This is a genomic window from Aeromonas sp. 600886 (assembly GCF_049174935.1).
In the GTDB taxonomy this organism is placed as follows: domain Bacteria; phylum Pseudomonadota; class Gammaproteobacteria; order Enterobacterales; family Aeromonadaceae; genus Aeromonas; species Aeromonas veronii_A.
In genome coordinates this window covers 19,991-40,442 of the sequence record NZ_JAAKUB010000031.1, presented here as the reverse complement: position 1 = coordinate 40,442, position 20,452 = coordinate 19,991, and the positions used below count along the sequence as shown (strand labels likewise).

Genomic DNA, 20,452 nt, shown 5'->3' with positions numbered 1-20,452 from the left:
TGCCAGTCTATACTGGGTGAACCCCGTTGTATGAGTTCAGCCATGATGTACCGACTTCTGTTGCTTTGTCTCTGTTTATCCTTCCCCTCTGCCTTGCTGGCTGCCACCCGTTTTACCCTGCTCAGTCCTGAAAACAGTCAGGACATGCGGATGCGTTATTACCGTGAGGTGATGCAGCTGGCGCTAGAGAAAACTCGCTCCGAATATGGTGACTACGAGTTGCTGGACTCCCTGCCGATGAACAAGGCGCGGATGCGGATCGAGGTGCAGGAGCAGGGCAAAAACGCCCTCTTTATTCTCGACAGCTGGCCTTATCAGGGGGAGGCGGTGGCGGATCAGGTGGCATTGATCCCGTTCCCGATCGATATGGGGATCCTCGGCTATCGGGTCTGTTTTGTCGGCTCGGATCGTGCTGCCGAGCTGGCGCGGGTGAACACCCTGGATCAGTTGCGCCACTTCACTCAAGGGGTGGGCACCGGCTGGCAGGATGCGGTGATCCTGCGCAACGGCGGGCTGACGGTACATGAGGTGGATAACTACGAGTCGCTGTTTCGTATGGTGGCACGAGGGCGCATCGATCTCTTCTGTCGTGGGGCCAACGAGATCCTGCCGGAGTGGCAATCTCATCAGGGCAAGGTGGCCGGTTTGACGGTCGATCGCCATCTGGCCCTTTTCTATCCGCTGATCCACGTGTTCTACAGCAATGCCCGCTACGTTCAGGAGCGCGAGCGCCTTGAGCGCGGTCTGCAACTGGCCTGGCAGGATGGTTCGCTCAAACGGCTCTGGCGCCATCACTTCCAACCCTCGCTGGTGTTTGCCAATCTGGGAGCTCGCCAGATTGTCCGGCTCGGCAATCCGCAGTTACCCAAGGACGGTTTTGACTATCGCCCCTACCTTTACAACCCGCTGACGGATGATTTCGGTTCACAACCCTGAGCCGGGTTATCAGGTGCGCAGCTCTGATAGAGTAAGGGAGAGATCATTGCCGCAAAGGAGATGGCCCATGCACGCATCTGCCCTCTCCTTGCTCTTCATCGCGTCGCTGCTGCCTGCCACCGGCGGTGCAGCCCCGGTCTTTACGCTGCGTACCTGCCTCGAAAACAGTGACTCCTACCCCTGGCTGCTGCAATCGGGGGAGGGGATTGTCCAGTATCACCTAAAGGCGGTTGCTACCGCTCTTGATGCCGAGATCGTGCTGACGCCGCTGCCGTGGAAGCGCTGCCTCTCTCGGGTGAGCAGTGGCCAGATGGATGCGGCCATCAAGATGAGTTACAGCGTCGAGCGGGCGACCAGGGTGGGGGTCTATCCCATGCGTGAGGGCAAACCCGACCCCGCCAAGCGGCTGCTGACCGAGAGCTACAGCCTCTACCAGCTAAAGGGGGGCAAGAGCCAGTGGGATGGCACCACCCTCAGGATCAAGGGCATGGTGGCGGCCCAGTCGGGATTCTCCATCGTCGACTGGTTGCAGGCTGCGGGAGCCGAGGTGGATGACTCCAGCCGTGACCCGCTGATCATGTTGAAAAAGCTGGTGATGGATCGGGCGCAGGCGACCGCCATCCAGACCGAGGTGGCCGACAGCATTCTGGCGGCCCATCCCGCGTTGCAGGCCCGTATCGAGCGGCTGTCGCCGGTGCTGGTGGAGAAGCCCTACTATCTGGTCTTCTCTCACCGCTTCTATCAGGCCCATCCCCGACAAAGCCGGCAGGCGTGGGATGCCATCGAGCAGGTGCGCGACTCTGCTGCTTATCAGCGTTATGCCACATCGCTCAGAAGCACACCTCCGGTGGGGGAGTAGGCTGATGGATGCGACTGGCCGAAAAGTGGAGGAGAGCGTGGGGTGGTGGCAGGGCCGAGCGGCCAAGCTAGGGGCTACACTGAAAGTACCCTTTCAGCCAAGGCGCGGTTTATGTCACCCCTGCATCTGCTTGCTGCCGCTCTGCTCTGCGTGTTGTCGCTGACCGGACAGGCGGCCATCCGGTTTACCCATATCAGCCCGGAGAGCGAGCGGGATCCGCGCACTACTTATGATCGGGAGCTGCTGCGGCTCGCCCTCGACAAGACCCGCGACCAGTTTGGCGACTATCTGCTGGAGCCTGCGCCGCCCATGACCAAGGCGCCCGAGCGGCTCAGCATGCAGCTCGACAGCTATCCCAACCTCTTTGTGATGGACAGCTACAGCAGCACCCGCGAGGATCTGGGGCTCGCCTATGTCCGTTTTCCCATCCATCTGGGGATCGTCAGCTACCGCATCTGTTTTGTCAGTCCGCAGCAAAAGGCGGCGGTGAGCAAAGTGACCGACCTCAAGGGGCTGCGCCAGTTCACCTTCGGTCAGGGCAAGGGGTGGCTGGATGTGGATATCCTGCGCTACGCCGGGATGGAGGTGGTGGAAGTGGAAGGGTACGAGAAGCTGTTCAAGATGGTGGCGCGGGGCCGCTTCGATCTCTTCTGCCGCGGGGTGAGCGAGCTGCGCAGCGAGCAGCTTACCCACAAGGAGATGACGGATCTGCTGGTGGATGACGCCTTGTTGATCTACTACCCGCTGCCCCGGGTTTTCTACACCAATCCCAACAATCGTGAGGCGCTGCAGCGGGTCGAGCGGGGGTTGCAGCTGGCGTGGCAGGATGGCTCGCTACAGGCGCTGTGGCGCAAGAGCTTTGGCCCGGCCATCGCTTTTGCCAAGCTCTCCCAGCGCCGACTGTTGCGACTGGATAACCCCTTCCTCGACGGGATCAGCTTCGATTACCGCCCCTACTTCTACAATCCGCAAACCGATCGCTTCGGCGATTACTGAGGTGCCTGCCGCTGGCGGCAGAGGGCCAGCCAGGCCTCGGCGGTGCGCGACAGATAGCGCTCGCTCGGCCAGATCACCCCGAGTCGCCAGCTCAATTCGGGCTCCAGCGGCCGCAGCACCAGACCATCCGGGGTCAGCCGGTGGCAGACCGGCTCCGGCAAGAAGGCGACCCCCATGCCGCTGCGTACCATGGCGGTGAGAAAATCCCACTGGCTGCTGCGCGCCGCCACCTGCGGCACAAAGCCCGCCTCCTGACACGCCTGCTCCAGTCGCTCGCTCAGGGTAAACGCCTGGGTATAGAGCAGGAAGGGCTCCTCCTGCAGAGACTCCAGCCGCAGCGGTGCATCGCCATGCCAGCGCGGTTGATCAGGCAGCACCACCCGGATCGGGTATTGATCCAGCTCCAGCGCGCTGAGGGCGCCCCCCTCTTTGGTCGGCAGCATGGTGATGGCGAGATCCAGCTCCCCCTCCAGCACCGCCTGTTCGATGCGGCGACCGCCGTACTCCACCAGGGTCAGCTCCACCTTGGGATAGCGGGTGCGGTAGGCGCGGATCAGATCCGCATAGACGTGACCCACCATGGGGGGAATGCCGAGGGTGAGGCGACCATGTTGCAGGCTCTGCAGATCCGCCAGTTCGGCCTCCAGCTGCTGCATCTCAGCCAAGATGGTCTGGGCCCGGTTGAACAGCACCTGGCCGCTGTCGGTCAGGGTGAAGCGGCGCCCTTCCCGGTTGAGCAGGGGTTGGCCCAGCTCCTCTTCGATATTGCGGATCATCTTGCTGATGGTGGGCTGGGTGACGAACAGCTTTTCAGAGGCGCGGGTGAAGCTTTTTTCCCGCACCAGTTCGACAAAATAGCGCAGGGCGCGAATATCCATGGACTCTCTCGACTCGTGTTGGCGGGTACGGGATGAAGTATGCCTATGCGGCATGAATTTGATAATTTTAATTCATTTCTGGCAGGTTTTGCTCAACTCTATACTGTGAGCCGGTTCACAGAAAGACGATGATCATGAAAGCCCTCTGCTTGCGCTGGTTACAGACTCCCTTCCAGATTGTGTTGCTGGCAGCCATCTGGCTGCTGGCCGATACCGCGGTGCGTACCCTCCATCTGCCGCTGCCCGCCAACCTCACCGGCATGCTGTTGCTGCTGGTCTGCATCCTGCTCGGGGTGGTCAAGGCCGAGTGGTTCAGCGCGGGGGCTCGCTGGCTGCTGGCCGAGATGCTGCTCTTCTTCGTGCCCGCCGTGGTTGCGGTGGTCAACTATCAGGATCTGCTGCTGCAAGAGGGGTGGCGCATCATGGTGGTGCTGCTGGTGAGCACTACGCTGGTGCTCGGTACCACGGCGCTGGTGGTGGACCGGGTCTACCGCCTCGAACTGAAACTGGCCCGCCGGAGTCGCCGTCATGTCTGATACCCTGCTCGGGCTGATCTGTTTCGCCCTCACCCTGATCTTCTACTACGCCAGCAAATGGCTCTATGGCAAAAAGCGCATTCTGCCGCTGATGCCGCTGCTGCTGGCGCCGACCCTGCTGGTGGCCGTGGTGCTGCTGTTCCACATCCCCTATCAGGATTACATGGCGGAATCCCACTGGCTGCTCTGGCTGCTGGGCCCCGCCACCGTCGCCTTCGCGGTGCCGGTCTACGAGAACCGCCAGCTCATTCGTCGCCACTGGTTGTCGCTGTCGGTAGGGGTGGTCGCATCGGTCATCATGGCGGTGGGGAGTACCGTGCTGCTGGCCCGCTGGCTGGATCTCTCCGACATGTTGCAGCGCAGTCTGGCGATGCGTTCCATCACCACGCCGTTTGCGGTGGAGGCGACCCGCGCCATCGGCGGTCAGAGCGACCTCACGGCGCTGTTTGTGGTGCTGACCGGCGTCATCGGTATGGCGGTGGGGGAGAGCGTGCTCACCGTGCTGGCCATTCGCAGTCGCCTCGGCAAGGGGGCGGGGTTTGGTGCCTCGGCCCACGGCGCCGGCACTGCCAGGGCTTATCAGATGGGTAATGAGGAGGGTGTGGTCTCCAGCATGGTGATGATGATCGCCGGTATGGTGACCGTGCTGCTGGCACCCCTGCTGGGCCGGATGTTCTGGTAGGCCGGGCTTCCCTTTAGAAGGCGGCTCGTCCCGGCGCTACACTCTAGTGAGCCTGTATTCCCGGGATGAGCAGTATGACCTTTCATCGCCTCGCTTCCTGCTTGCTGTTGTGCAGTCTTTCCCTCCTTGCCACTCCCCTACGGGCGAGCGACGTCATCACTCATATCAGCCCCGAGAGCGATCGGGACTTGCGTACCCTCTATTTTCGCGATCTGTTGCAGCTGGCGCTGGAGAAGACCCGCGACAGCTTCGGTGACTACGAGCTGCGAACCGCGCCGCCGATGAACCGTATCCGGATGCGACAGATTGTGCAGACTCAGCAATACCCCAATCTGTTTGTGGCCGACAGTCTGCGCCCGGCCGCAGAGAGCGGTGCGCTGGATTACGTTCGTTTTCCGGTGGAGCTGGGCATCCTCGGTTATCGCATCTGCTTTGTCAGCCCGCAGCAGGCCGACGCGGTGGCAAAGGTCAATACCCTGACCGACCTGCAGCAATTTCTGCACGGGCAGGGACGTGGCTGGCAGGATGCGGAGATCCTGCGTCATGGGGGATTCAAGGTGCAGGAAATCGACGGTTACGAGCGGCTGTTCAAGCTGGTGGCTCGCGGTCGCATCGATCTCTTCTGCCGCGGGGCCAACGAGCTCTTCATCGAGCAGGAGCAGCACAGTGATCTGCCCGGCCTCACCGTGGATCGGCGAGTGGCGCTGCACTATCCCTTCCTCCACCTCTTCTACACCCACAAGGATAATCAGGCCGCCATCCGCCGCCTCTCGGTCGGCCTCAAGCTGGCGTGGCGGGATGGCTCGCTGCAACAGCTCTGGCTGCGCCACTTCAAACCTTCCCTCGAGCAGGCGCTGCTCCCCAGACGCCTGTTGTTCGAGTTGGCCAATCCGCGCCTTGATAAGGTGGACTTTGACTATCGGGCGTACCACTACAACCCCGTCGACGGGACGTTCGGGCCCGGGTTGCCTTGATCCTGATGGTGTTGTTAGCGGATAAAGGGCCGTCTCTACCGATGCGCTTAATCATGCCAAAAAGGCATGTTTTTTATTATTTAAATTCATTTTTTGAAGGTTGGTGCGCTGCATATACTGGTGGTCGCTTCACGGTTCAGGTTTGCCCTTGTACTGCTTCTGGCTTGTGCGAGTGAGCTTGAATCGTCCTGCTGCGGCGTCTGGATGTTCTGCATGAAGGCGTCCATCACTGGGCCGGGATCGATCCCGGCAGGTATTACAGCTGACGGAGCCTTGTTATGTTTAATCCCCACTCTTGTGCCCTGATTGTCGAAGGGGGCGCGATGCGCGGCATCTTTGCCAGCGGCGTGCTCGATGCCTTCGTGGAAAGCCATCACTATCCGTTCGATTTCGTCATGGGCGTCTCGGCCGGTGCCACCAATCTGGTCTCCTACCTGAGCGAGCAGCCGCGCCGCAGTCACCACATCATCACCGAGCTGGCTTGCAGCTCCCGGTTTCTCGATCCCCTGCGTTTCGTCAAAGGGGGCGATCTGGTGGACATCGGCTGGCTGTGGCAAGCCAGTCGCTATCGCTTCCCGCTCGATCTCGACACTTTCTGCGCCCGCGACATTCCCTTCTATGCGGTGGCGACCGATGTGGCGAGCGGCAAGGCCATCTATCTGCCGGTGCGGCCCGACAACATGGATGAGGTGCTGACCGCTACCTGCGCCCTGCCGGTGGTGCAGCACGATACCCCCTGCGTCGATGGTCGCCCGATGGCCGATGGCGGGATCAGCGATTCGATCCCGGTGATAGAGGCCTATCGGCGCGGGGCGCGGCGGATGACGGTGGTGCTGTCGGAACCCTGGGGCTATCGCAAGAAGCCGGCCCGTTTCTGCTGGATGGTCAAAGCCTTGCTGAAAACCCAGCCTGCACTGGCGCAAGCTATGCTGGAGCGGGATCGCGCCTACAACCGGGCGCTCGATTTCATCGCCAATCCCCCTGCCGATTGCGACATCGAGGTGATCGCGCCACCGGCCGATTTCATGGTCTCCCGTTTTACTCAGGATCCGGTCAAGCTGGAGTCCGGCTATCTGCAGGGCTACTGGCAGGGGCGCCAGAGCGTGTTGCGAGCAGCCAGGACTGTACGTGCAGCCTAGTGGCAACCTGACGGTTTTACACAACTGGGACGGGGTTGCCACCCTCTGAGGCAGGTCACTGAATCGGGGGCGCTGGCGTGGTTAAATGGTCGGCTCACATCTTGCCGGATATTGCTGTGACCATGCCATCTGACCTTCAGCCGCTGCTCGCCTGGCCTGACTATCTGCAGGCATCCTGGCTGCGCTGCGCCCACCAGACCAGTGCCACCCTCTGGCATCCGCCCCACAGCGCCAAGGGGCAGACCTTGCAGAGCCTGCGCCAGCGCAAGCGGGATCTGCTCACCACCGGCGAGATGGCCCTCGAGGATCTCTACGAATTTATGGAGGGGCGCCCCTGCGCCCTGCTGCTCACCGACGAGAGTGGCTGCCTGCTGGCCCAAACCGGCCACCCGGATACCCTGCGCGAGCTGGCGGCGCTGGGGTTTGGCCCCGGCGCCTTTTTCAGCGAGGGGCGCATCGGCACCAATGCCATCAATCTGGCGGCGCTGGAGGGCGTGCCGCTCTGTGTCAGCGGCCCCCAGCACTTCAACCAGACCCTCCACCCGTGGCACAGCTGCGCCAGCCCGGTCTACAACAGCAATGGTCGTCAGGTCGCCATCATCGCCCTGATCTGCAAGGTGGAGGAGGCGAGCGCCGGCGATCTGGCGCTCACCGTCAGCGCCGGGCGCGAGCTGGCCCATCTGCTGCAGATGGAGACCCTGATGCAGGAGTCCCAGCACCACCTGAGCGAACTTTACGCCCTGCTCGACGGCATGGATGACGGCGTGCTGGCCTGGGATCCGCAGGGGCGGCTGCGCTACCTCAATGCGCTGGCAGCCCACCGGCTGCGGCTCGATCCCGCACTCTGTCTCGGCCAGCCGCTGGAGCAGCACCTGTTGTTGCCCCAGCGGTTGCAGCTGGCCATCAGGGGGCAAACGCCACTGAGTCATGTGGAGGTGACGCTGGAGCGGCTCGGCGCGCAGGAGGGGGAGTTTATCAATGCGCTGGTGAGCCTCAAGCCGCTGCCGGGGCCGGAAGGGGTCAGCTTTATCGCCCTGCTGCACCCGGTCGATCGGCTGCGGGCCATTCATCAGCTGCGCCAGACGGTGCCCGAGCTGTCGGCGCTGGTGGGGGAGTCGAGCGCCATGCGCAAGCTGCTGCGCTACGCCCGGCAGGCGGCCCAGAGTCAGGGGCCGATCCTGCTGCGCGGCGAGGAGGAGGTGGGCAAGGCCCAGCTGGCGGAGGCGATCCACTTTGGCAGCGAACGGGCCGCCGGGCCGCTTATTACCCTCAACTGCAAGGCGCTGCCGAGCGAGCGGATGGCGCTGGAGCTGATGGGTTCCGACGAGGCGGGGCAGGAGCGGGCGGGCAAGTTCGAGCTGGCCCACGGCGGCACTTTGGTACTGGAGCAGGTGGAGTGCCTCTCTGCCCCCATGCAGGCGGCGCTGCTGCAACTGCTCAAGACCGGTCGCATCCAGCGCTTCGATTCGGCCCGCATCCTGCCGCTCAAGGTGCGGATCATCGCCACCAGCAGCGCCCCGCTGGAGCAGCTGGTGCAGGAGGGGTTGTTTGGCCGCCAGCTGCTCTATGCCTTGCAGGCGTGCGAGCTGTGGCTGCCGGGATTGCGGGAGCGCGCGGCCGATCTGCCGGGCCTGATCAGCCAGCAGTTGGCAGCGCAGGGGCGCGAGCCGGTGCGCCAGTTCAGTCCGGCGGCCCTCGATTGTCTGCTCGCCTATCCCTGGCCCGGCAATCTGGGGGAGCTGCGCAGCGCCGTCGAGCATGCCCTGCTTCATGCCGGTCAGGGGCCGATCCCGCCCGAGGCGCTGCCCGCCGCCATTCGGCACGGCTATCAACGGGTGGCCGACGAGGTGGTGGGGCAACCGCTGCTCACTCTGGCGGAGCTGGAGCGGCAAGCCATTTTGCGCTGCGCTCACGCCTGCAAGGGGCAGGTGAGCCAGATGGCCCAGCATTTGGGTATCAGCCGCACCACCTTGTGGCGACGACTCAAGCTGCTCGAGATCGATCCTGCTGACTATCACGGCTGATGGTTATTGAGGTCGTTGCGAATCGGCCCGCCATATAAAACGGCCCCGCAGTTGCGGGGCCGTTTTATATGGCGGGGTCAGTGGTGGCGCTGCTACAGCCCCAACTGGTGGGCGGTGACGATGGCCGCCAGCACATCCTCGGCGGTGACCTTGAACGGCATGTTGTGGATGGTCTCCCCTTCGGCGGTGGAGGCTTTGGCCACCTCCATCAGGCTCGCCATATCCAGCTCCTTGACTCCCATCATATGCAGGTTGGTCGGTAGGCCAACCGAGCGGCAGAAGCCCAGCACGGTTTCGATCTCCGCCATCGGCGCGTTCTCCAGCACCAGTTGCACCAGAGTACCGAACGCCACTTTTTCACCGTGATAGAGGTGGTGACACTCGGCGAGCTGGGTCAGACCGTTGTGGATGGCGTGAGCGGCGGCCAGTCCGCTGCTCTCGAAGCCGATTCCGCTCAGGTAGGTGTTGGCCTCGATGATATTCTCCACCGCCTTGGTGCATAGCCCCTGCTCTACCGCCAGCTTGGCCTTGTAACCATCGGCCAGCAGAGTCTTGTAGCAGAGCTCGGCAATGGCCTGCGCCGCCAGGGTGGAGGCGCCACCGGCCATGGTCTGGCAACCTGACACCTTGTTGGCCCGCGCCTCGAAGTAGGTGGAGAGCGCATCACCCATGCCGGAGACCAACAGCCGTACCGGGGCGCGGGAGACCACGCCGGTATCCATGATGACCATGTTGGGGTTGGTCGGGATCATCAGGTATTCGCTGAACTGCCCCTCCGGGGTGTAGATGACCGCCAGCGCGCTGGTGGGGGCATCGGTGGAGGCGATGGTGGGTACTATGACCACCGGCACCTTCTGGTAGAAGGCGACCGACTTGGCGGTATCCAGCGTTTTGCCGCCGCCGATGCCGATGATGACGTCAAACGGGGTCTGCTGGCAGCGGGCCAGCAGGCGGTCGATCTCGGGGCGGGAGCACTCGCCGTTGAAGCAGTCGAACTCCGGCTTGATACCGGCGCCGTGGAAGCTGGTGGCTACGGTATCGCCCACCAGCTTGGTGACGAAGGCGTCGGCCAGAATAAGCGGCTTGCTGCCGAGCGCCTTGACGTAGTTGCCGATATTGGCGAGGGCCCCGTTGCCTTGCACGTATTTGCTGGGGCTGATGATAATGCGGTCCATATTTTATCCCTCTCTCTTTATGAATTAAGAATCGGGGCGAAGGGGCGGCTGTGCCGGGGACTCCTTCGTCTTGAATGAAGCTGCACAGGCTCAGCGAGCGAGTGCAGCCCTTGAAACAGTGGCGTGCGGCGTCAGTCGCCGAAACGCTCGTCGGCCAGCTGCTGGAAGCAGGTCAATGCTGCGGTGGCATCCTCGCCGCGCGCCAGCAGGGTGAGCGCATCGCCCTGACGCACGTTGAGCATGGCGAGCCGGGTCAGGCTGCGGGGATTGGCCTCTTTATCCCCCTTTTGCAGCTTGAGTTCGGCGGCAAAGGGCTTGAGGGCGGCCACCAGTCGGGCGGCGGGGCGCACATGCAGGCCGTGGGGGTTATCCACCACCACCTCGCAGCGCAGCCAGCCGTCGTCGACAACGGGGGCTGTCTCGGTGGCGGCCTGCGCCGCGCTGGCAGGCAGCATCGCCTGTTTCGGGCCCAGCGCGCCGATCGCCTCGGCGGCCACCTCATCCAGCGTCAGGCCGGAACCGGCCGCCACCATGGCGGCCAGGGTACCCTCGACCAGCGGGGCGGGGCAGAGTCGCACCCTCGCGCTCAGCTCCGGGGGCAGCAGTTCGAGGGCGGTCTCGGCGCTGAGCAGGGCGCTGCCCAAGTCCATCAGCACCAGCACGCCGCTGCCGTCGTCCGCTTCTTCAATCGCACTCATCACCGCGATGGCATCGGTACCGATGGGGTGGTCGGGGTCATCGACCCCGGCCGCCAGCAGCAATCGGGCCGGGCTGCCGAGCTGGTCGGCCAGCGCTTTCAAACCGGCCGCCAGCATGGCGCTGTGAGAGACAACTACGATTCCGATCATGTCACAACCTCGCTCTGTCACGCAGGGCGGTCAGCAGCAGCAGGGTCGAGGTGGCCCCAGCATCCTGATGGCCGATGCTGCGCTCGCCAAGATAGCTGGCGCGCCCCTTGCGGGCCTGCATCTGGATGGTCGCCTCGGTACCGGCCGCGGCGGCTGCCACCGCTTTATCCAGTGCTTCGTTGAGCGGCAGCTCTTGCTGCTGCGCCTGTTGCAGGGCGGCCAGTGCCGGCCACCAGGCGTCGCACATGGTCTTGTCGCCCGGCTCGGCACGGCCGCGGGAGACGATCCCCTCGACCCCGTCGCTCAGCATTTTGCACAGCTGACTGAGGCTCAGGCTCTGGCAGGCGTCACTGCTGGCCGCCGCCCGGATGAAGAAGGTGCCGTAGAGCGGGCCGCTGGCACCGCCGACCGAGGAGAGCAGGGTCATGCCGGTGGTTTTCAGTACCTGCCCGATATCCTTGTCCGCCACTGCTGGCAGCTTCTCGGCCACCTTGGCGAAGCCGCGCTGCATGTTGAGGCCGTGGTCGCCGTCGCCGATGTCGGTATCCAGCGCGGTGAGGTAGTCACGCTGCTCGGTGAAGATATGCTCGCAGTCGAGCAGCCAGTTGACGATGTGATGCTTGCTTAACATGGGTTCTCCTTAGCAGCCGCGACGCAGGGCGGGGGTGTGAACGGGGGCATCCCACAGGGTCATCAGTTCATCATCCACCTTGAGCAATGTGATGGAGATGCCGGTCATGTCGAGCGAGGTGCAGTAGGGGCCAATCAGGTTGCGCACCAGATGGATGCCCGCCTCCTCGCACAGGGTGGCAAGGCGACCATAGACGCCATAGAGCTCGGAGATGGGGGTGCCGCCGAGGCTGTTAACCAGCGCGATAACCCGATCGCCCTTGTTGAGTGGTTCAATAAAGGTGTGCTCTTCCTGCCAGCTGCCGCTGGTGCGATCCCAGTGGCGCAGGGTACGGCCGTAGGGAGTGTTGTCCGCCAGCTCGCTGAACATGTCGTCCACCAGGGTATTGAGGTCGGTGAAGGGGCGACGTTCGATGCCCGGTTCGCCGTGGATACCGACGCCGAACTCCATCTCGTTGTCCGCCAGAGTGAAGGAGGGCTTGCCAGCGGCCGGCACGGTGCAGGCATGCATGGCCACGCCTATGGTGCGGCTCTGGTTGTTGATGCGGCGGGCCAGCGCCTCGCAGCGGGCAAGGTCATAGCCCGCCTCGGCTGCGGCACCGACCAGCTTCTCGCACAGCACGGTCGTGGCAACCCCACGGCGACCGGCGGTGTAGAGGCTGTCTTTGACCGCCACGTCGTCATCGATCAGGGCGAAGCCCACTTTTACGCCGTCGCCGTGCAGGAGCTCGACCGCGGTCTCGAAGTTGAGCACGTCACCGGTGTAGTTCTTCACCAGAAACAGCACGCCCGCGCCGCCATCAACGGCCTGACCGCACTCGTACATCTGATCCGGGGTCGGAGAGGTAAAGATCTCGCCGGGGCAGGCGCCATCCAGCATCCCTTTGCCCACCAGACCGCCGTGCATCGGCTCGTGGCCGCTGCCACCGCCGGAGACCAGCGCCACCTTACCCATCACGGGGGAGTCGGCGCGGGTGATGTAGTGGGGTTCGATACGTACCTTGAGCTCGGGGTGGGCGGCTGCCATCCCCATCAGTTGTTCACGGACCACAGCATCGACGGCATTGATCAGTTTCTTCATGGCTCACTCCTTGGCTTGCCACCGCACGGGTGGGCAAATGGTTGATGGAGCCAGTCTAACGACAGAAAAAGGGATAAAAATGACGGGTGATTTGGTTCGGATTTGAAACAGCAGAAGGGGGCTCGGTGTTTCAATCTGAAACGGCGCAGGGCTGGCGGGCGGGAAACTGTTAGCTGACTCACAGCCATGAAAAAGGGCCCCGCAGGGCCCTTCGCTACAACCGGAATATGCGGGCGGGTTAGATGGCCCAGCCACCGGCATAGAAGACCACCAGCGCCAGGGCGATGATGACGGTGCCGACGTTCAGCTTCTTCCACTCGGCAGCGAAGATGCGGCCAACGACCAGCGCCACGAAGCCCAGCATGATGCCGGTCACGATGTTGCAGGTGAGCACGATAAAGACGGCACACAGCATGCCGGAGAGCGCATCGACCGAGTCGCTGAAGTCCAGCTTGGTGACGTTGCCCAGCATCAGCAGACCGACATACATCAGCGCCGGTGCGGTGGCGTAAGCCGGTACCAGATAGCTCAGCGGGGAGAGGAAGATCATCAGCAGGAACAGCACGCCGACCAGTGCAGCGGTCAGACCGGTCTTGCCACCGGCCGCGGTGCCTGCGGCGGATTCGATGTAGACGGCCGCCGGAGCACCGCCAACGACGCCTGCCACCATGCTGCTGACGGAGTCGGCAGTCAGGGCCTTGCCGCCGCTGATGATGTGGCCACGCTCGTTGATAAGGCCAGCCTGACCGGCCACGGCACGGATGGTGCCGGTGGCGTCAAACACGGCGGTCATCACCAGCGCCAGCACGGTCGGAATGACCACCGGATTGAGGGCGCCCAGCAGATCCATGCTGCCCACCAGTGAGCCCTTCTCACCGGTCAGGCTCGGCATGGCGAAGAAGCCCTGCCAGGTCACTTTCGGGTCGAAGATAAGGCCGAGGATGGAGATGGCGATAATCACCATCAGGATGCCGCCCGGCACCTTGCGACGTTCCAGACCGAAGATGGCGGCCAGACCCAGCACCGTCATGATGACCGGGAAGGCGGTCACTTCACCCAGTTGTACCGGCAGGCCAGCTCCTTCGTTCTTGATCACCATGCCGACGCCGTTGGTGGCGATCAGCAGCAGGAACAGACCGATACCGATGCCGGTACCGTGGGCGATGCCGGAGGGGAGGTTGTCCAGGATCCACTGGCGCACGCCGGTGACGCTGATCAGGGTAAACAGCACACCCATCAGGAAGATGGCGCCCAGCGCGACCGGAATGCTCAGTCCCTGACCCAGCACCAGACTGAAGGCGGTAAAGGCGGTGAGGGATATGGCGCAACCGATGGCCATTGGCAGCTTGGCCCACAGCCCCATCAGCAGGGAGCCGAAGGCGGCGATCAAACAGGTGGCCACAAACACCGGGCCCTGCTCAAAGCCGGCTGCGCCCAGCATGTTCGGCACCACTATGATGCTGTAGACCATCGCCAGGAAGGTGGTCAGCCCCGCGACCAGCTCCTGACGCACGCTGCTGCCGCGCGCAGAAATGGAAAAATAAGAGTCCAGAAAGCCGCCAGTCCCTGTTTGGGCGGCCATATCTTGCTTTGCCATAACTAATCCTGAAAGTGTGAAGGAAATCGTTTGCGTTGGTGGCGCGCAAAATAGCAAGAATTCGCGGCAAATACAGCGGATAACCTGACTTTTTCGTCACTATTTTACATTTTGAGTCCATTCGGAGCTCATTCTAAGACTCAAGCGGTGAGAGCGTGTAAGGGAGGGATCAAGCGGTCGGGGGAGGGGAGATCAGTGAGGAAAAAGCGGGGAAAAACAAAAAACCCGCCTAAGCGGGTTTTTTTAATTCTTGCAGAGCTGTCAGCAGTTGGCATGAGCCATCAGCAGCATGCTCCGGCTTGAATTACAGACCAACTACGTTGGCAGCAGCCGGGCCTTTCTGGCCTTGCTCGATGGTGAACTCAACGCGCTGACCTTCGTCCAGGGTTTTGAAGCTGGTGGACTGGATAGCGGAGAAGTGTACGAACACGTCTTTGCTGCCGTCAGCCGGGGAGATGAAACCAAAACCTTTCTCAGCGTTGAAGAACTTAACGGTACCAGTCATTTTGTTAGACATAATAATTTCCTTAAATAGTGTTGAATGCCACCTAAATGGCAATTTTTGATTTTTCGTCAGCAATACGTATGGGGAGCACTAAAGAAGGAGAATTATTTGATAAGAATTATCCGAGGATAACGCTTATGCTAATCACTGCTTTACTAAAATGACTGCCTAACATAATCAGGTCTGAACTGCCGAACCATCGAGAAAGATTAAAACACGCTCTCATTTTTAAAGCAAACTTTATCTCGATATTAATGTTTTGTAACAGCCAAAAATATCATTTTTTATAGTAAATATGATGCATTTCAACGGCATAGAAAAATCAGTGCAGACTCATATCACCCTGTAGCAAGCCGGATTCGGCTTTTTTGTCCTGACTATGTAGCCAGTTCTGGCAAAAAATATGAGAAAAAATGAAAAAGGTGGCGATAGACCGGGGATTGTCAGTTGGCGTTCTCTCTAACTCACAATGTAAATCACTTCTTTGCTGCTGCGATTAGCTTCTGGGCTGCAAATCAATGGCGGCGCCAAATCTGGCCCATCGAGCATCGCCCAGACATGCAAACGCCCGCAGGCACAAGTGCCAGCGGGCGTTTTGCAAGAGGGGATCAGCGCTTGCTGCGAAACTTGTTGCTGACCGAATCAATCCAGCTGAAGGTTTCCGGCAGTACCTGGTTCTTGGCGCGCTCTTTGGCTTTCTCGCGAGCCAGCTTGGAGGCTGCCTTGGCCGCTTCGGCGCGGTCGGCCACAATTTTCAGGCGACCCTCTTCGCGGATCTTGTTCCGCTCTCCGTTGGTCAGCTGGTGGTCTGCATTGGCTTGTGCCTTTTGCAATAACAAGGCTATCTCGGCTTTTTCGGCCTCGGTCAGATCTTTCATTTCCAGCTTTTTCACGGCGCGCTCCTGCGGCAGGGTGGTTAGACACCCTAACACAGTTGTGCCGATCACTTCTTATGCAATCGGCTTTCCGGCAGTAAAAATGCGGGTTTGTGCCAACTTTCTGTTATTTCGCTGCCACTTTCCCGCCTGTTTGCCACATTTCAATTTATGGCGAGCGGTGAGGGCAGCTCTTGCTCCTCTGGCTCGACGTGGATCAGCACGATGGCGTGGGGCAACTGCGCCATGATGGCGTGTTCGATGCGATCACAGATATCGTGGGCTTCGCCGATGCTCATCTCCGTGGGCAGGGTGAGATGGAAGTCGATATGGCGACGACGACCGGCACGACGGCTGCGCAGATCGTGAAAACCGCTGGCGGCAGGGCAGCATTCGGTGATGATGCGGCTGGTCATCGCCAGCTCTTCCGGGCTCATGCTCTGGTCGATCAGCGGCTGGAAGGCCTCGTTGAGCATGCTGATCGCCTCTCTGACAATAAAGATGGCGACCGCAATGGCGACCAGCGGGTCGAGGATGGAGAGTGAATGGCCAAACAGACCGGCCAGCCAGATCCCGCCAAGACCGACGGCGACACCGGCTGAAGTGAGCACATCCGCCTTGAGATGGAGCGCATCGGCCGCCAATGCAACTGACTCTTCTTCCCGGGCCACCTTGTAGAGGTAGGCCGAGACGCCGCTGTTGACCAGCGCCGAGATCACCATCACCAGCACGCCCCAGCCAATGCTTTCAATCGGGCTGGGGGTGATCAGCTTGTCGACGGCTTCGAAGATGATCCAGCCCGCGGCCAGCAAGATAAGCAGTGCTTCGATGACGCCGGAGACATTTTCAATCTTGTCGTGACCATAGGGGTGGCGTTCATCGGGCGGGAGATCGGACTTTTTCACCGCGAACAGGGCGATCAGGGCCGCCACCAGATCCATGGCGGAGTGGATCGCCTCCGAGATGATACTGACCGAGCCGCTGGCGAACCCGGCCACCATTTTCATGATGATCAGACTGATATTGGAGCAGACCGACACCATGGCGGCTCTGGTTTTTCTGTTCATGTCACAGCTTCCTGAATAAAAACGGATATTTCGGTGCGGCGCGCATTATATCCGGCTGACCGGAAATAACCTATTCGGTGTTGTAACCTGATGTTTCCGGTGATATTGCGAATGCTTATTAAAATGGTGGCCTCTTGCGCGGTAATAAATAATGAGAGGGATTTATATTTATCCGTGAAAATATCCAGGTAACGATGGCTTAATATAAGCGTGACAACATTTAATAATGCGAATTACTCTTTTTTGGTCTTTCCTGTCGAGGTCGTTTGGCCTCCCAGCTCAAGGGGCTGCGCGCGACATCTTTTGGACGAGAATGAGGCTGGATCCGGATGCCGCTGGAGGGTATGCTGGGTCTGGTGATGGTCTTGCACCATCCCACCAAGCGTACTGAAGTTGATGATTCGGATGGCATGCTGGCTCCCATGAGGAACCAGCTGTCTGGGTAACATTTTTGGAGTTTGATGATGAGTAACAAAGAACATCACAACGGCAAAGATGCCAAGAAAAAACCGCAGATGTCACTGAAAGAGAAACGCGAAGCCAAACGTCAGAAAGCAGAACTGAAAAACGGCAGCGCAATGAAGTAACGCTCCCCTACTGCTGTTCCTTCGGAGCCAGTACAAAGCCAGCCCTTACCGGCTGGCTTTTATGTTTGTGGCTCACGGCGTGGCGCCGTAAGCCGCGAAAATCTGGTGATAACGACCATCCTGACGCATCGCCTCAAGGCGCTTATCAAACAGATTGCGGGCATCGGCCGTTCGGAAGGCAAAGTGATAGACGGTGGGCGGGAAGAGGTCTGCTTGCCTGACCTGATTGCGCTCGTAGTGCTCGCCTGCCTGGGCGGTGGCAATCAGCTGGTCGAGGTAGTAATAGAACACCCGCTCCTCCAGTACGACTGCATCCACCCTGCCGCGCATTAGCTGATGTACCTGCACCTGCTGCTTGGCTACCTCCTCATAGTGGGGATTCTGGTTGGCCATGGTGGCGAACGCGCCCCCCAGAATGATCCTTGCCCGTTGAAAGGCGGTGACCCGTTTTGAATGCAGATCATCCAGGGTACTGATGTGGGTGCTGCGCAGGGTGAAGATCCGGTTATGGAAGGTGATAACGGGCTGGGTCAGAACGTGAGGATCAACCATACCGGGTCTGACGTTGATGATGGCATCCAGCTTTCCTGACTCGAACAGGCGGAAGGTGCGCTCCAGCGGCAGAAATTCAAAGCTGGGCTCATAGCCGCTGCCAGCGAACGCCTCTTTCAGCAGATCCAGCTCGATGCCACGCTGATTACTTTCGATGACATAAGGGGGGATGGCAAAGCTGACCCCGACCTTGAGTGGCGTTGCCTGCAACTGGCCGGAGAGCATGCTGGTCAGCATCAGCAATAAAGGGGTGAGCAGTTTCATTGCACTTTTCACAAAGCGTTCCTGTGGAGAATATCCATCACTGTAGGGGAGGCAACCAAAAAGCGTTATATCCCTTTCGGGCTGAGAGGTTCAGCCTGAGTGCATAAAAAAAGACCCTGAGTTATCAGGGCCTTTTCAATATTCTGTTCTTAGAACGGGATATCGTCGTCGAAATCCATCGGTGGCTCGTTATATACCGGCGGCGCAGATTGCGGCTGCTGGGCAGGACGGCCATAACCGCCTTGCGGCTGCATGTTCTGCTGCGGAGCCGGCGCCGGGCGCTGCTGATTCATCGGCTGCTGCATGGCTTGCTGCGGTTGACCCCAGCCACCTTGTTGGCCACCCATGTTCTGGCCCATGCCCTGACCACCTTGCGGACGGCCACCCAGCATCTGCATGACGCCGGTGAAGCTGTCGACCAGCACTTCAGTGGTGTAGCGCTCCTGGCCACTCTGATCCTGCCACTTGCGGGTCTGTAGTTTGCCTTCCACATAGACCTGGGAGCCTTTCTTCAGGTACTCGCCAGCCACTTCGGCCAGCTTGCCCATGAAGACGACACGGTGCCACTCGGTGCGCTCTTTCTGCTCACCGGTCTGCTTGTCGCGCCAGGTTTCAGAGGTGGCCAGAGTAATGTTGGTCACAGCACCGCCACTCGGCATGTAGCGTACTTCCGGGTCTTGCCCGAGGTTACCGATCAGAATGACTTTATTGATGCCTCGACTGGCCATAATCTCTCTTCCACCTTATTTACCGGCCAGGTCGAAACCTGGTCCAACACGACTAGATACCTGATTAGTTGCTGTGTGCGGGGCGCAATGTCCCGCAGACGCATGTGACGGTCATAGTAACAGTTGCGAAGCGGATTGGCAGCATCCTTAACCGGCTTGATGTGCCAAAGGCAACGGTTGGCTCCTGCTGTGGTGATGGTCGGGTTGCATCTTTTTTCGGCGCATCCTGCATCACATTTCTGCCATATATTCCTGTTATGCTGGCAGATTGGCGAATTGGGAACAGTTTTTAAATCGACTAAAAACATATGGTTACGATATTTATGAGATCCATTCTCATACTTTTTTAATATTGTGCTCCCATACCTCCTTGGTAGACTCAGTCGGCCAGATTAGGTGGTTTACAGGTTCAAGGAAGAGCACACAATGAAAGCCGCATGCCCGATCGCACTGGTCACTGAAAATAATGTGCAGGCCAGCACATTTGCTGCATATCTCATCTCTCATTTGAGCCGTCCCGTCCAGCTAATCCACGAGATTAATCAGCTAGATAACCAGTGTGACGGCACGCTGTTTCTCATCGATCTCGACTATATCCGCTCCGGCCAGTCACTGGGCTGGAACCGGGCGATCTCTGAACGCTTTGGCATGGCGGCCACAGTGCTGCTCAATGCTCCCACTGCGACGGATCGCGACCTGCTGCTGATGTGGCCGCAGATCTGCGGTCTGTTTTTCCGTCAGGATCCGCTCGACCGACTGGTTGCCGGGTTGCAGAAAATCCTGTTGGGCGAGTACTGGATGCCGCGCCACCTGCTGTGCGAGCTGGTCGAATACTATCGCCAGGGCAATAGCTACCTGCTGCGTAACGACACCCTGCTGACAGCCAGAGAGCAGGAGATCATCCGTTATCTGATGACGGGCGCCTCCAATGTCGAGATCGCCGACAGCCTGTTTGTCAGCGAGCACACCGTCAAATCCCACCTCTATAACGTTTTTAAAAAGCTGAACGTGAAGAACCGGATCCAGGCGGTGAGCTGGGCCAAAGAGTATCTCGATGCTCCGGACTCCCACTGATGAAAGCGTTCTCTCTGGCATGTTGCCTTGTGCTGCTCTGGGGCTTCACGACCGTTGTGGCGGCCGAGGCCGATGCTCCGCTGGAGTCGGTACAGCCGGAGCAGGAGAGTGATCGGCTGGATGTGGATGGTTTGGTGCTGGACCGCACTTTTACCCGCTTCGGTCAGGGCTTTTATAACGAATTTACCCGGTTGCGCAGTGATGAAGACCCGAATGCCAGAGAAAATCTGACGATTCATGAGCGCCCGACTGCTCGCTGGGGCAGCCTGATCTGGATCACCCATAACCGGAAGGTGATTTTTAAAACCGCGCTCTCTCCCGGCCGCAATCAGCAGGAGCAGAGTGCCAAACTGGCTTGGTCACAGGTCAGGCAGACCCTCGAACAGCAGAAGATCGCGACCCTGTTCATGGATACCTTCGATTTGGAACATGATGAACTATAAGG

Annotated in this window: 22 protein-coding genes; 11 read left to right on the top strand and 11 right to left on the bottom strand. The window is 60.3% G+C overall.

What is annotated here, in order from left to right:
* Positions 1 to 42: 42 nt before the first annotated feature.
* The 3 genes from G5179_RS19050 to G5179_RS19040 all read left to right on the top strand — a co-directional run bounded on the left by G5179_RS19050 (position 43) and on the right by G5179_RS19040 (position 2,791).
* Positions 43 to 936, top strand: a complete 894-nt coding sequence (locus G5179_RS19050) for a hypothetical protein (RefSeq protein WP_421209416.1) — start codon at positions 43 to 45, stop codon at positions 934 to 936.
* Between the two features lie 67 nt (positions 937 to 1,003).
* A complete protein-coding gene (locus G5179_RS19045; protein WP_421258913.1) occupies positions 1,004 to 1,795 on the top strand; it encodes a substrate-binding periplasmic protein in 792 nt (263 codons plus the stop codon).
* 111 nt (positions 1,796 to 1,906) lie between these two features.
* The gene (locus tag G5179_RS19040) at positions 1,907 to 2,791 is read left to right on the top strand and encodes a hypothetical protein (protein WP_421258912.1); all 885 of its coding nucleotides are present in this window, start codon (positions 1,907 to 1,909) and stop codon (positions 2,789 to 2,791) included.
* Here the strand turns inward: G5179_RS19040 and G5179_RS19035 are convergent.
* The gene (locus G5179_RS19035; RefSeq protein ID WP_042052322.1) at positions 2,785 to 3,669 is read right to left on the bottom strand and encodes a LysR family transcriptional regulator; all 885 of its coding nucleotides are present in this window, start codon (positions 3,667 to 3,669) and stop codon (positions 2,785 to 2,787) included. The genes G5179_RS19040 and G5179_RS19035 overlap by 7 nt on opposite strands.
* Positions 3,670 to 3,803: 134 nt before the next feature.
* Between G5179_RS19035 and G5179_RS19030 the strand changes: the two genes are divergently transcribed.
* From G5179_RS19030 to dhaR, 5 genes are all read left to right on the top strand, one after another.
* Entirely contained in the window at positions 3,804 to 4,205 is a 402-nt protein-coding gene (locus G5179_RS19030) for a CidA/LrgA family protein (protein WP_113740422.1), read from the top strand.
* Positions 4,198 to 4,887: an LrgB family protein gene (locus tag G5179_RS19025; RefSeq protein ID WP_005357793.1), complete on the top strand. Its 690-nt coding sequence runs from the start codon at positions 4,198 to 4,200 to the stop codon at positions 4,885 to 4,887. Before G5179_RS19030 ends, G5179_RS19025 begins: the two co-directional genes overlap by 8 nt.
* 74 nt (positions 4,888 to 4,961) lie before the next feature.
* Positions 4,962 to 5,861: a hypothetical protein gene (locus G5179_RS19020; RefSeq protein WP_421258911.1), complete on the top strand. Its 900-nt coding sequence runs from the start codon at positions 4,962 to 4,964 to the stop codon at positions 5,859 to 5,861.
* A 278-nt stretch (positions 5,862 to 6,139) separates the two neighbouring features.
* Complete coding sequence (locus G5179_RS19015) at positions 6,140 to 7,000, top strand: patatin-like phospholipase family protein (RefSeq protein ID WP_421258910.1); 861 nt, start codon at positions 6,140 to 6,142, stop codon at positions 6,998 to 7,000.
* Positions 7,001 to 7,122: 122 nt separating this feature from the next.
* The gene (gene dhaR, locus G5179_RS19010) at positions 7,123 to 9,024 is read left to right on the top strand and encodes a dihydroxyacetone kinase operon transcriptional regulator DhaR (protein WP_335843643.1); all 1,902 of its coding nucleotides are present in this window, start codon (positions 7,123 to 7,125) and stop codon (positions 9,022 to 9,024) included.
* 92 nt (positions 9,025 to 9,116) lie between these two features.
* Here the strand turns inward: dhaR and G5179_RS19005 are convergent, their stop codons facing one another.
* From G5179_RS19005 to G5179_RS18970, 8 genes are all read right to left on the bottom strand, one after another.
* Positions 9,117 to 10,199, bottom strand: a complete 1,083-nt coding sequence (locus G5179_RS19005; protein WP_319919201.1) for a glycerol dehydrogenase — start codon at positions 10,197 to 10,199, stop codon at positions 9,117 to 9,119.
* A 131-nt stretch (positions 10,200 to 10,330) separates the two neighbouring features.
* Positions 10,331 to 11,047, bottom strand: a complete 717-nt coding sequence (dhaM, locus tag G5179_RS19000) for a dihydroxyacetone kinase phosphoryl donor subunit DhaM (RefSeq protein ID WP_216952176.1) — start codon at positions 11,045 to 11,047, stop codon at positions 10,331 to 10,333.
* A gap of 1 nt (position 11,048) precedes the next feature.
* On the bottom strand, positions 11,049 to 11,678 hold the full coding sequence (gene dhaL, locus G5179_RS18995) for a dihydroxyacetone kinase subunit DhaL (RefSeq protein WP_021231630.1): 630 nt from the start codon (positions 11,676 to 11,678) through the stop codon (positions 11,049 to 11,051).
* 9 nt (positions 11,679 to 11,687) lie between these two features.
* Complete coding sequence (gene dhaK, locus G5179_RS18990; protein ID WP_064341830.1) at positions 11,688 to 12,758, bottom strand: dihydroxyacetone kinase subunit DhaK; 1,071 nt, start codon at positions 12,756 to 12,758, stop codon at positions 11,688 to 11,690.
* A 238-nt stretch (positions 12,759 to 12,996) separates the two neighbouring features.
* A complete protein-coding gene (locus tag G5179_RS18985; protein WP_421255478.1) occupies positions 12,997 to 14,355 on the bottom strand; it encodes an NCS2 family permease in 1,359 nt (452 codons plus the stop codon).
* A 304-nt stretch (positions 14,356 to 14,659) separates the two neighbouring features.
* Positions 14,660 to 14,872 carry a transcription antiterminator/RNA stability regulator CspE gene (gene cspE, locus G5179_RS18980; protein ID WP_005316548.1) on the bottom strand — a complete coding sequence of 71 codons (213 nt, stop codon included), beginning with the start codon at positions 14,870 to 14,872 and terminating at the stop codon, positions 14,660 to 14,662.
* Between the two features lie 596 nt (positions 14,873 to 15,468).
* Positions 15,469 to 15,753 (bottom strand): DUF3811 domain-containing protein, encoded by a 285-nt coding sequence (gene yjbD, locus G5179_RS18975; RefSeq protein WP_005340165.1) that lies wholly within the window; start codon positions 15,751 to 15,753, stop codon positions 15,469 to 15,471.
* A 146-nt stretch (positions 15,754 to 15,899) separates the two neighbouring features.
* Positions 15,900 to 16,802 carry a cation diffusion facilitator family transporter gene (locus G5179_RS18970; RefSeq protein ID WP_421258909.1) on the bottom strand — a complete coding sequence of 301 codons (903 nt, stop codon included), beginning with the start codon at positions 16,800 to 16,802 and terminating at the stop codon, positions 15,900 to 15,902.
* Positions 16,803 to 17,263: 461 nt separating this feature from the next.
* On the opposite strand from G5179_RS18970, the gene G5179_RS18965 reads away from it, so the two are divergent.
* Complete coding sequence (locus G5179_RS18965) at positions 17,264 to 17,389, top strand: hypothetical protein (RefSeq protein ID WP_019445191.1); 126 nt, start codon at positions 17,264 to 17,266, stop codon at positions 17,387 to 17,389.
* A 72-nt stretch (positions 17,390 to 17,461) separates the two neighbouring features.
* Here the strand turns inward: G5179_RS18965 and G5179_RS18960 are convergent, their stop codons facing one another.
* Complete coding sequence (locus G5179_RS18960) at positions 17,462 to 18,205, bottom strand: substrate-binding periplasmic protein (protein WP_064341833.1); 744 nt, start codon at positions 18,203 to 18,205, stop codon at positions 17,462 to 17,464.
* Positions 18,206 to 18,354: 149 nt separating this feature from the next.
* Positions 18,355 to 18,933, bottom strand: a complete 579-nt coding sequence (locus G5179_RS18955) for a single-stranded DNA-binding protein (protein ID WP_204480312.1) — start codon at positions 18,931 to 18,933, stop codon at positions 18,355 to 18,357.
* Between the two features lie 426 nt (positions 18,934 to 19,359).
* On the opposite strand from G5179_RS18955, the gene G5179_RS18950 reads away from it, so the two are divergent.
* Entirely contained in the window at positions 19,360 to 20,007 is a 648-nt protein-coding gene (locus tag G5179_RS18950) for a LuxR C-terminal-related transcriptional regulator (RefSeq protein ID WP_158113813.1), read from the top strand.
* Entirely contained in the window at positions 20,007 to 20,450 is a 444-nt protein-coding gene (locus tag G5179_RS18945) for a curli production assembly/transport protein CsgE (RefSeq protein WP_201952785.1), read from the top strand. The genes G5179_RS18950 and G5179_RS18945 overlap by 1 nt, the downstream gene beginning before the upstream one ends.
* Positions 20,451 to 20,452 lie beyond the last annotated feature (2 nt).

What these genes read in the sequence shown, in the direction of transcription:
- G5179_RS19040 (WP_421258912.1), top strand. Translation starts at nt 1,907, where the DNA reads ATGTCACCCCTGCATCTGCTTGCTGCCGCTCTGCTCTGCGTGTTGTCG.
- dhaL (WP_021231630.1), bottom strand. Translation starts at nt 11,678, where the DNA reads ATGTTAAGCAAGCATCACATCGTCAACTGGCTGCTCGACTGCGAGCAT.
- G5179_RS19035 (WP_042052322.1), bottom strand. Translation starts at nt 3,669, where the DNA reads ATGGATATTCGCGCCCTGCGCTATTTTGTCGAACTGGTGCGGGAAAAA.
- dhaK (WP_064341830.1), bottom strand. Translation starts at nt 12,758, where the DNA reads ATGAAGAAACTGATCAATGCCGTCGATGCTGTGGTCCGTGAACAACTG.
- G5179_RS19045 (WP_421258913.1), top strand. Translation starts at nt 1,004, where the DNA reads ATGCACGCATCTGCCCTCTCCTTGCTCTTCATCGCGTCGCTGCTGCCT.
- G5179_RS18950 (WP_158113813.1), top strand. Translation starts at nt 19,360, where the DNA reads ATGAAAGCCGCATGCCCGATCGCACTGGTCACTGAAAATAATGTGCAG.
- dhaR (WP_335843643.1), top strand. Translation starts at nt 7,123, where the DNA reads ATGCCATCTGACCTTCAGCCGCTGCTCGCCTGGCCTGACTATCTGCAG.
- G5179_RS19015 (WP_421258910.1), top strand. Translation starts at nt 6,140, where the DNA reads ATGTTTAATCCCCACTCTTGTGCCCTGATTGTCGAAGGGGGCGCGATG.
- G5179_RS18960 (WP_064341833.1), bottom strand. Translation starts at nt 18,205, where the DNA reads ATGAAACTGCTCACCCCTTTATTGCTGATGCTGACCAGCATGCTCTCC.
- G5179_RS18985 (WP_421255478.1), bottom strand. Translation starts at nt 14,355, where the DNA reads ATGGCAAAGCAAGATATGGCCGCCCAAACAGGGACTGGCGGCTTTCTG.
- G5179_RS18970 (WP_421258909.1), bottom strand. Translation starts at nt 16,802, where the DNA reads ATGAACAGAAAAACCAGAGCCGCCATGGTGTCGGTCTGCTCCAATATC.
- cspE (WP_005316548.1), bottom strand. Translation starts at nt 14,872, where the DNA reads ATGTCTAACAAAATGACTGGTACCGTTAAGTTCTTCAACGCTGAGAAA.
- G5179_RS19020 (WP_421258911.1), top strand. Translation starts at nt 4,962, where the DNA reads ATGACCTTTCATCGCCTCGCTTCCTGCTTGCTGTTGTGCAGTCTTTCC.
- G5179_RS18945 (WP_201952785.1), top strand. Translation starts at nt 20,007, where the DNA reads ATGAAAGCGTTCTCTCTGGCATGTTGCCTTGTGCTGCTCTGGGGCTTC.
- G5179_RS19030 (WP_113740422.1), top strand. Translation starts at nt 3,804, where the DNA reads ATGAAAGCCCTCTGCTTGCGCTGGTTACAGACTCCCTTCCAGATTGTG.
- G5179_RS18965 (WP_019445191.1), top strand. Translation starts at nt 17,264, where the DNA reads ATGATGAGTAACAAAGAACATCACAACGGCAAAGATGCCAAGAAAAAA.
- dhaM (WP_216952176.1), bottom strand. Translation starts at nt 11,047, where the DNA reads ATGATCGGAATCGTAGTTGTCTCTCACAGCGCCATGCTGGCGGCCGGT.
- G5179_RS19005 (WP_319919201.1), bottom strand. Translation starts at nt 10,199, where the DNA reads ATGGACCGCATTATCATCAGCCCCAGCAAATACGTGCAAGGCAACGGG.
- G5179_RS18955 (WP_204480312.1), bottom strand. Translation starts at nt 18,933, where the DNA reads ATGGCCAGTCGAGGCATCAATAAAGTCATTCTGATCGGTAACCTCGGG.
- G5179_RS19025 (WP_005357793.1), top strand. Translation starts at nt 4,198, where the DNA reads ATGTCTGATACCCTGCTCGGGCTGATCTGTTTCGCCCTCACCCTGATC.
- G5179_RS19050 (WP_421209416.1), top strand. Translation starts at nt 43, where the DNA reads ATGATGTACCGACTTCTGTTGCTTTGTCTCTGTTTATCCTTCCCCTCT.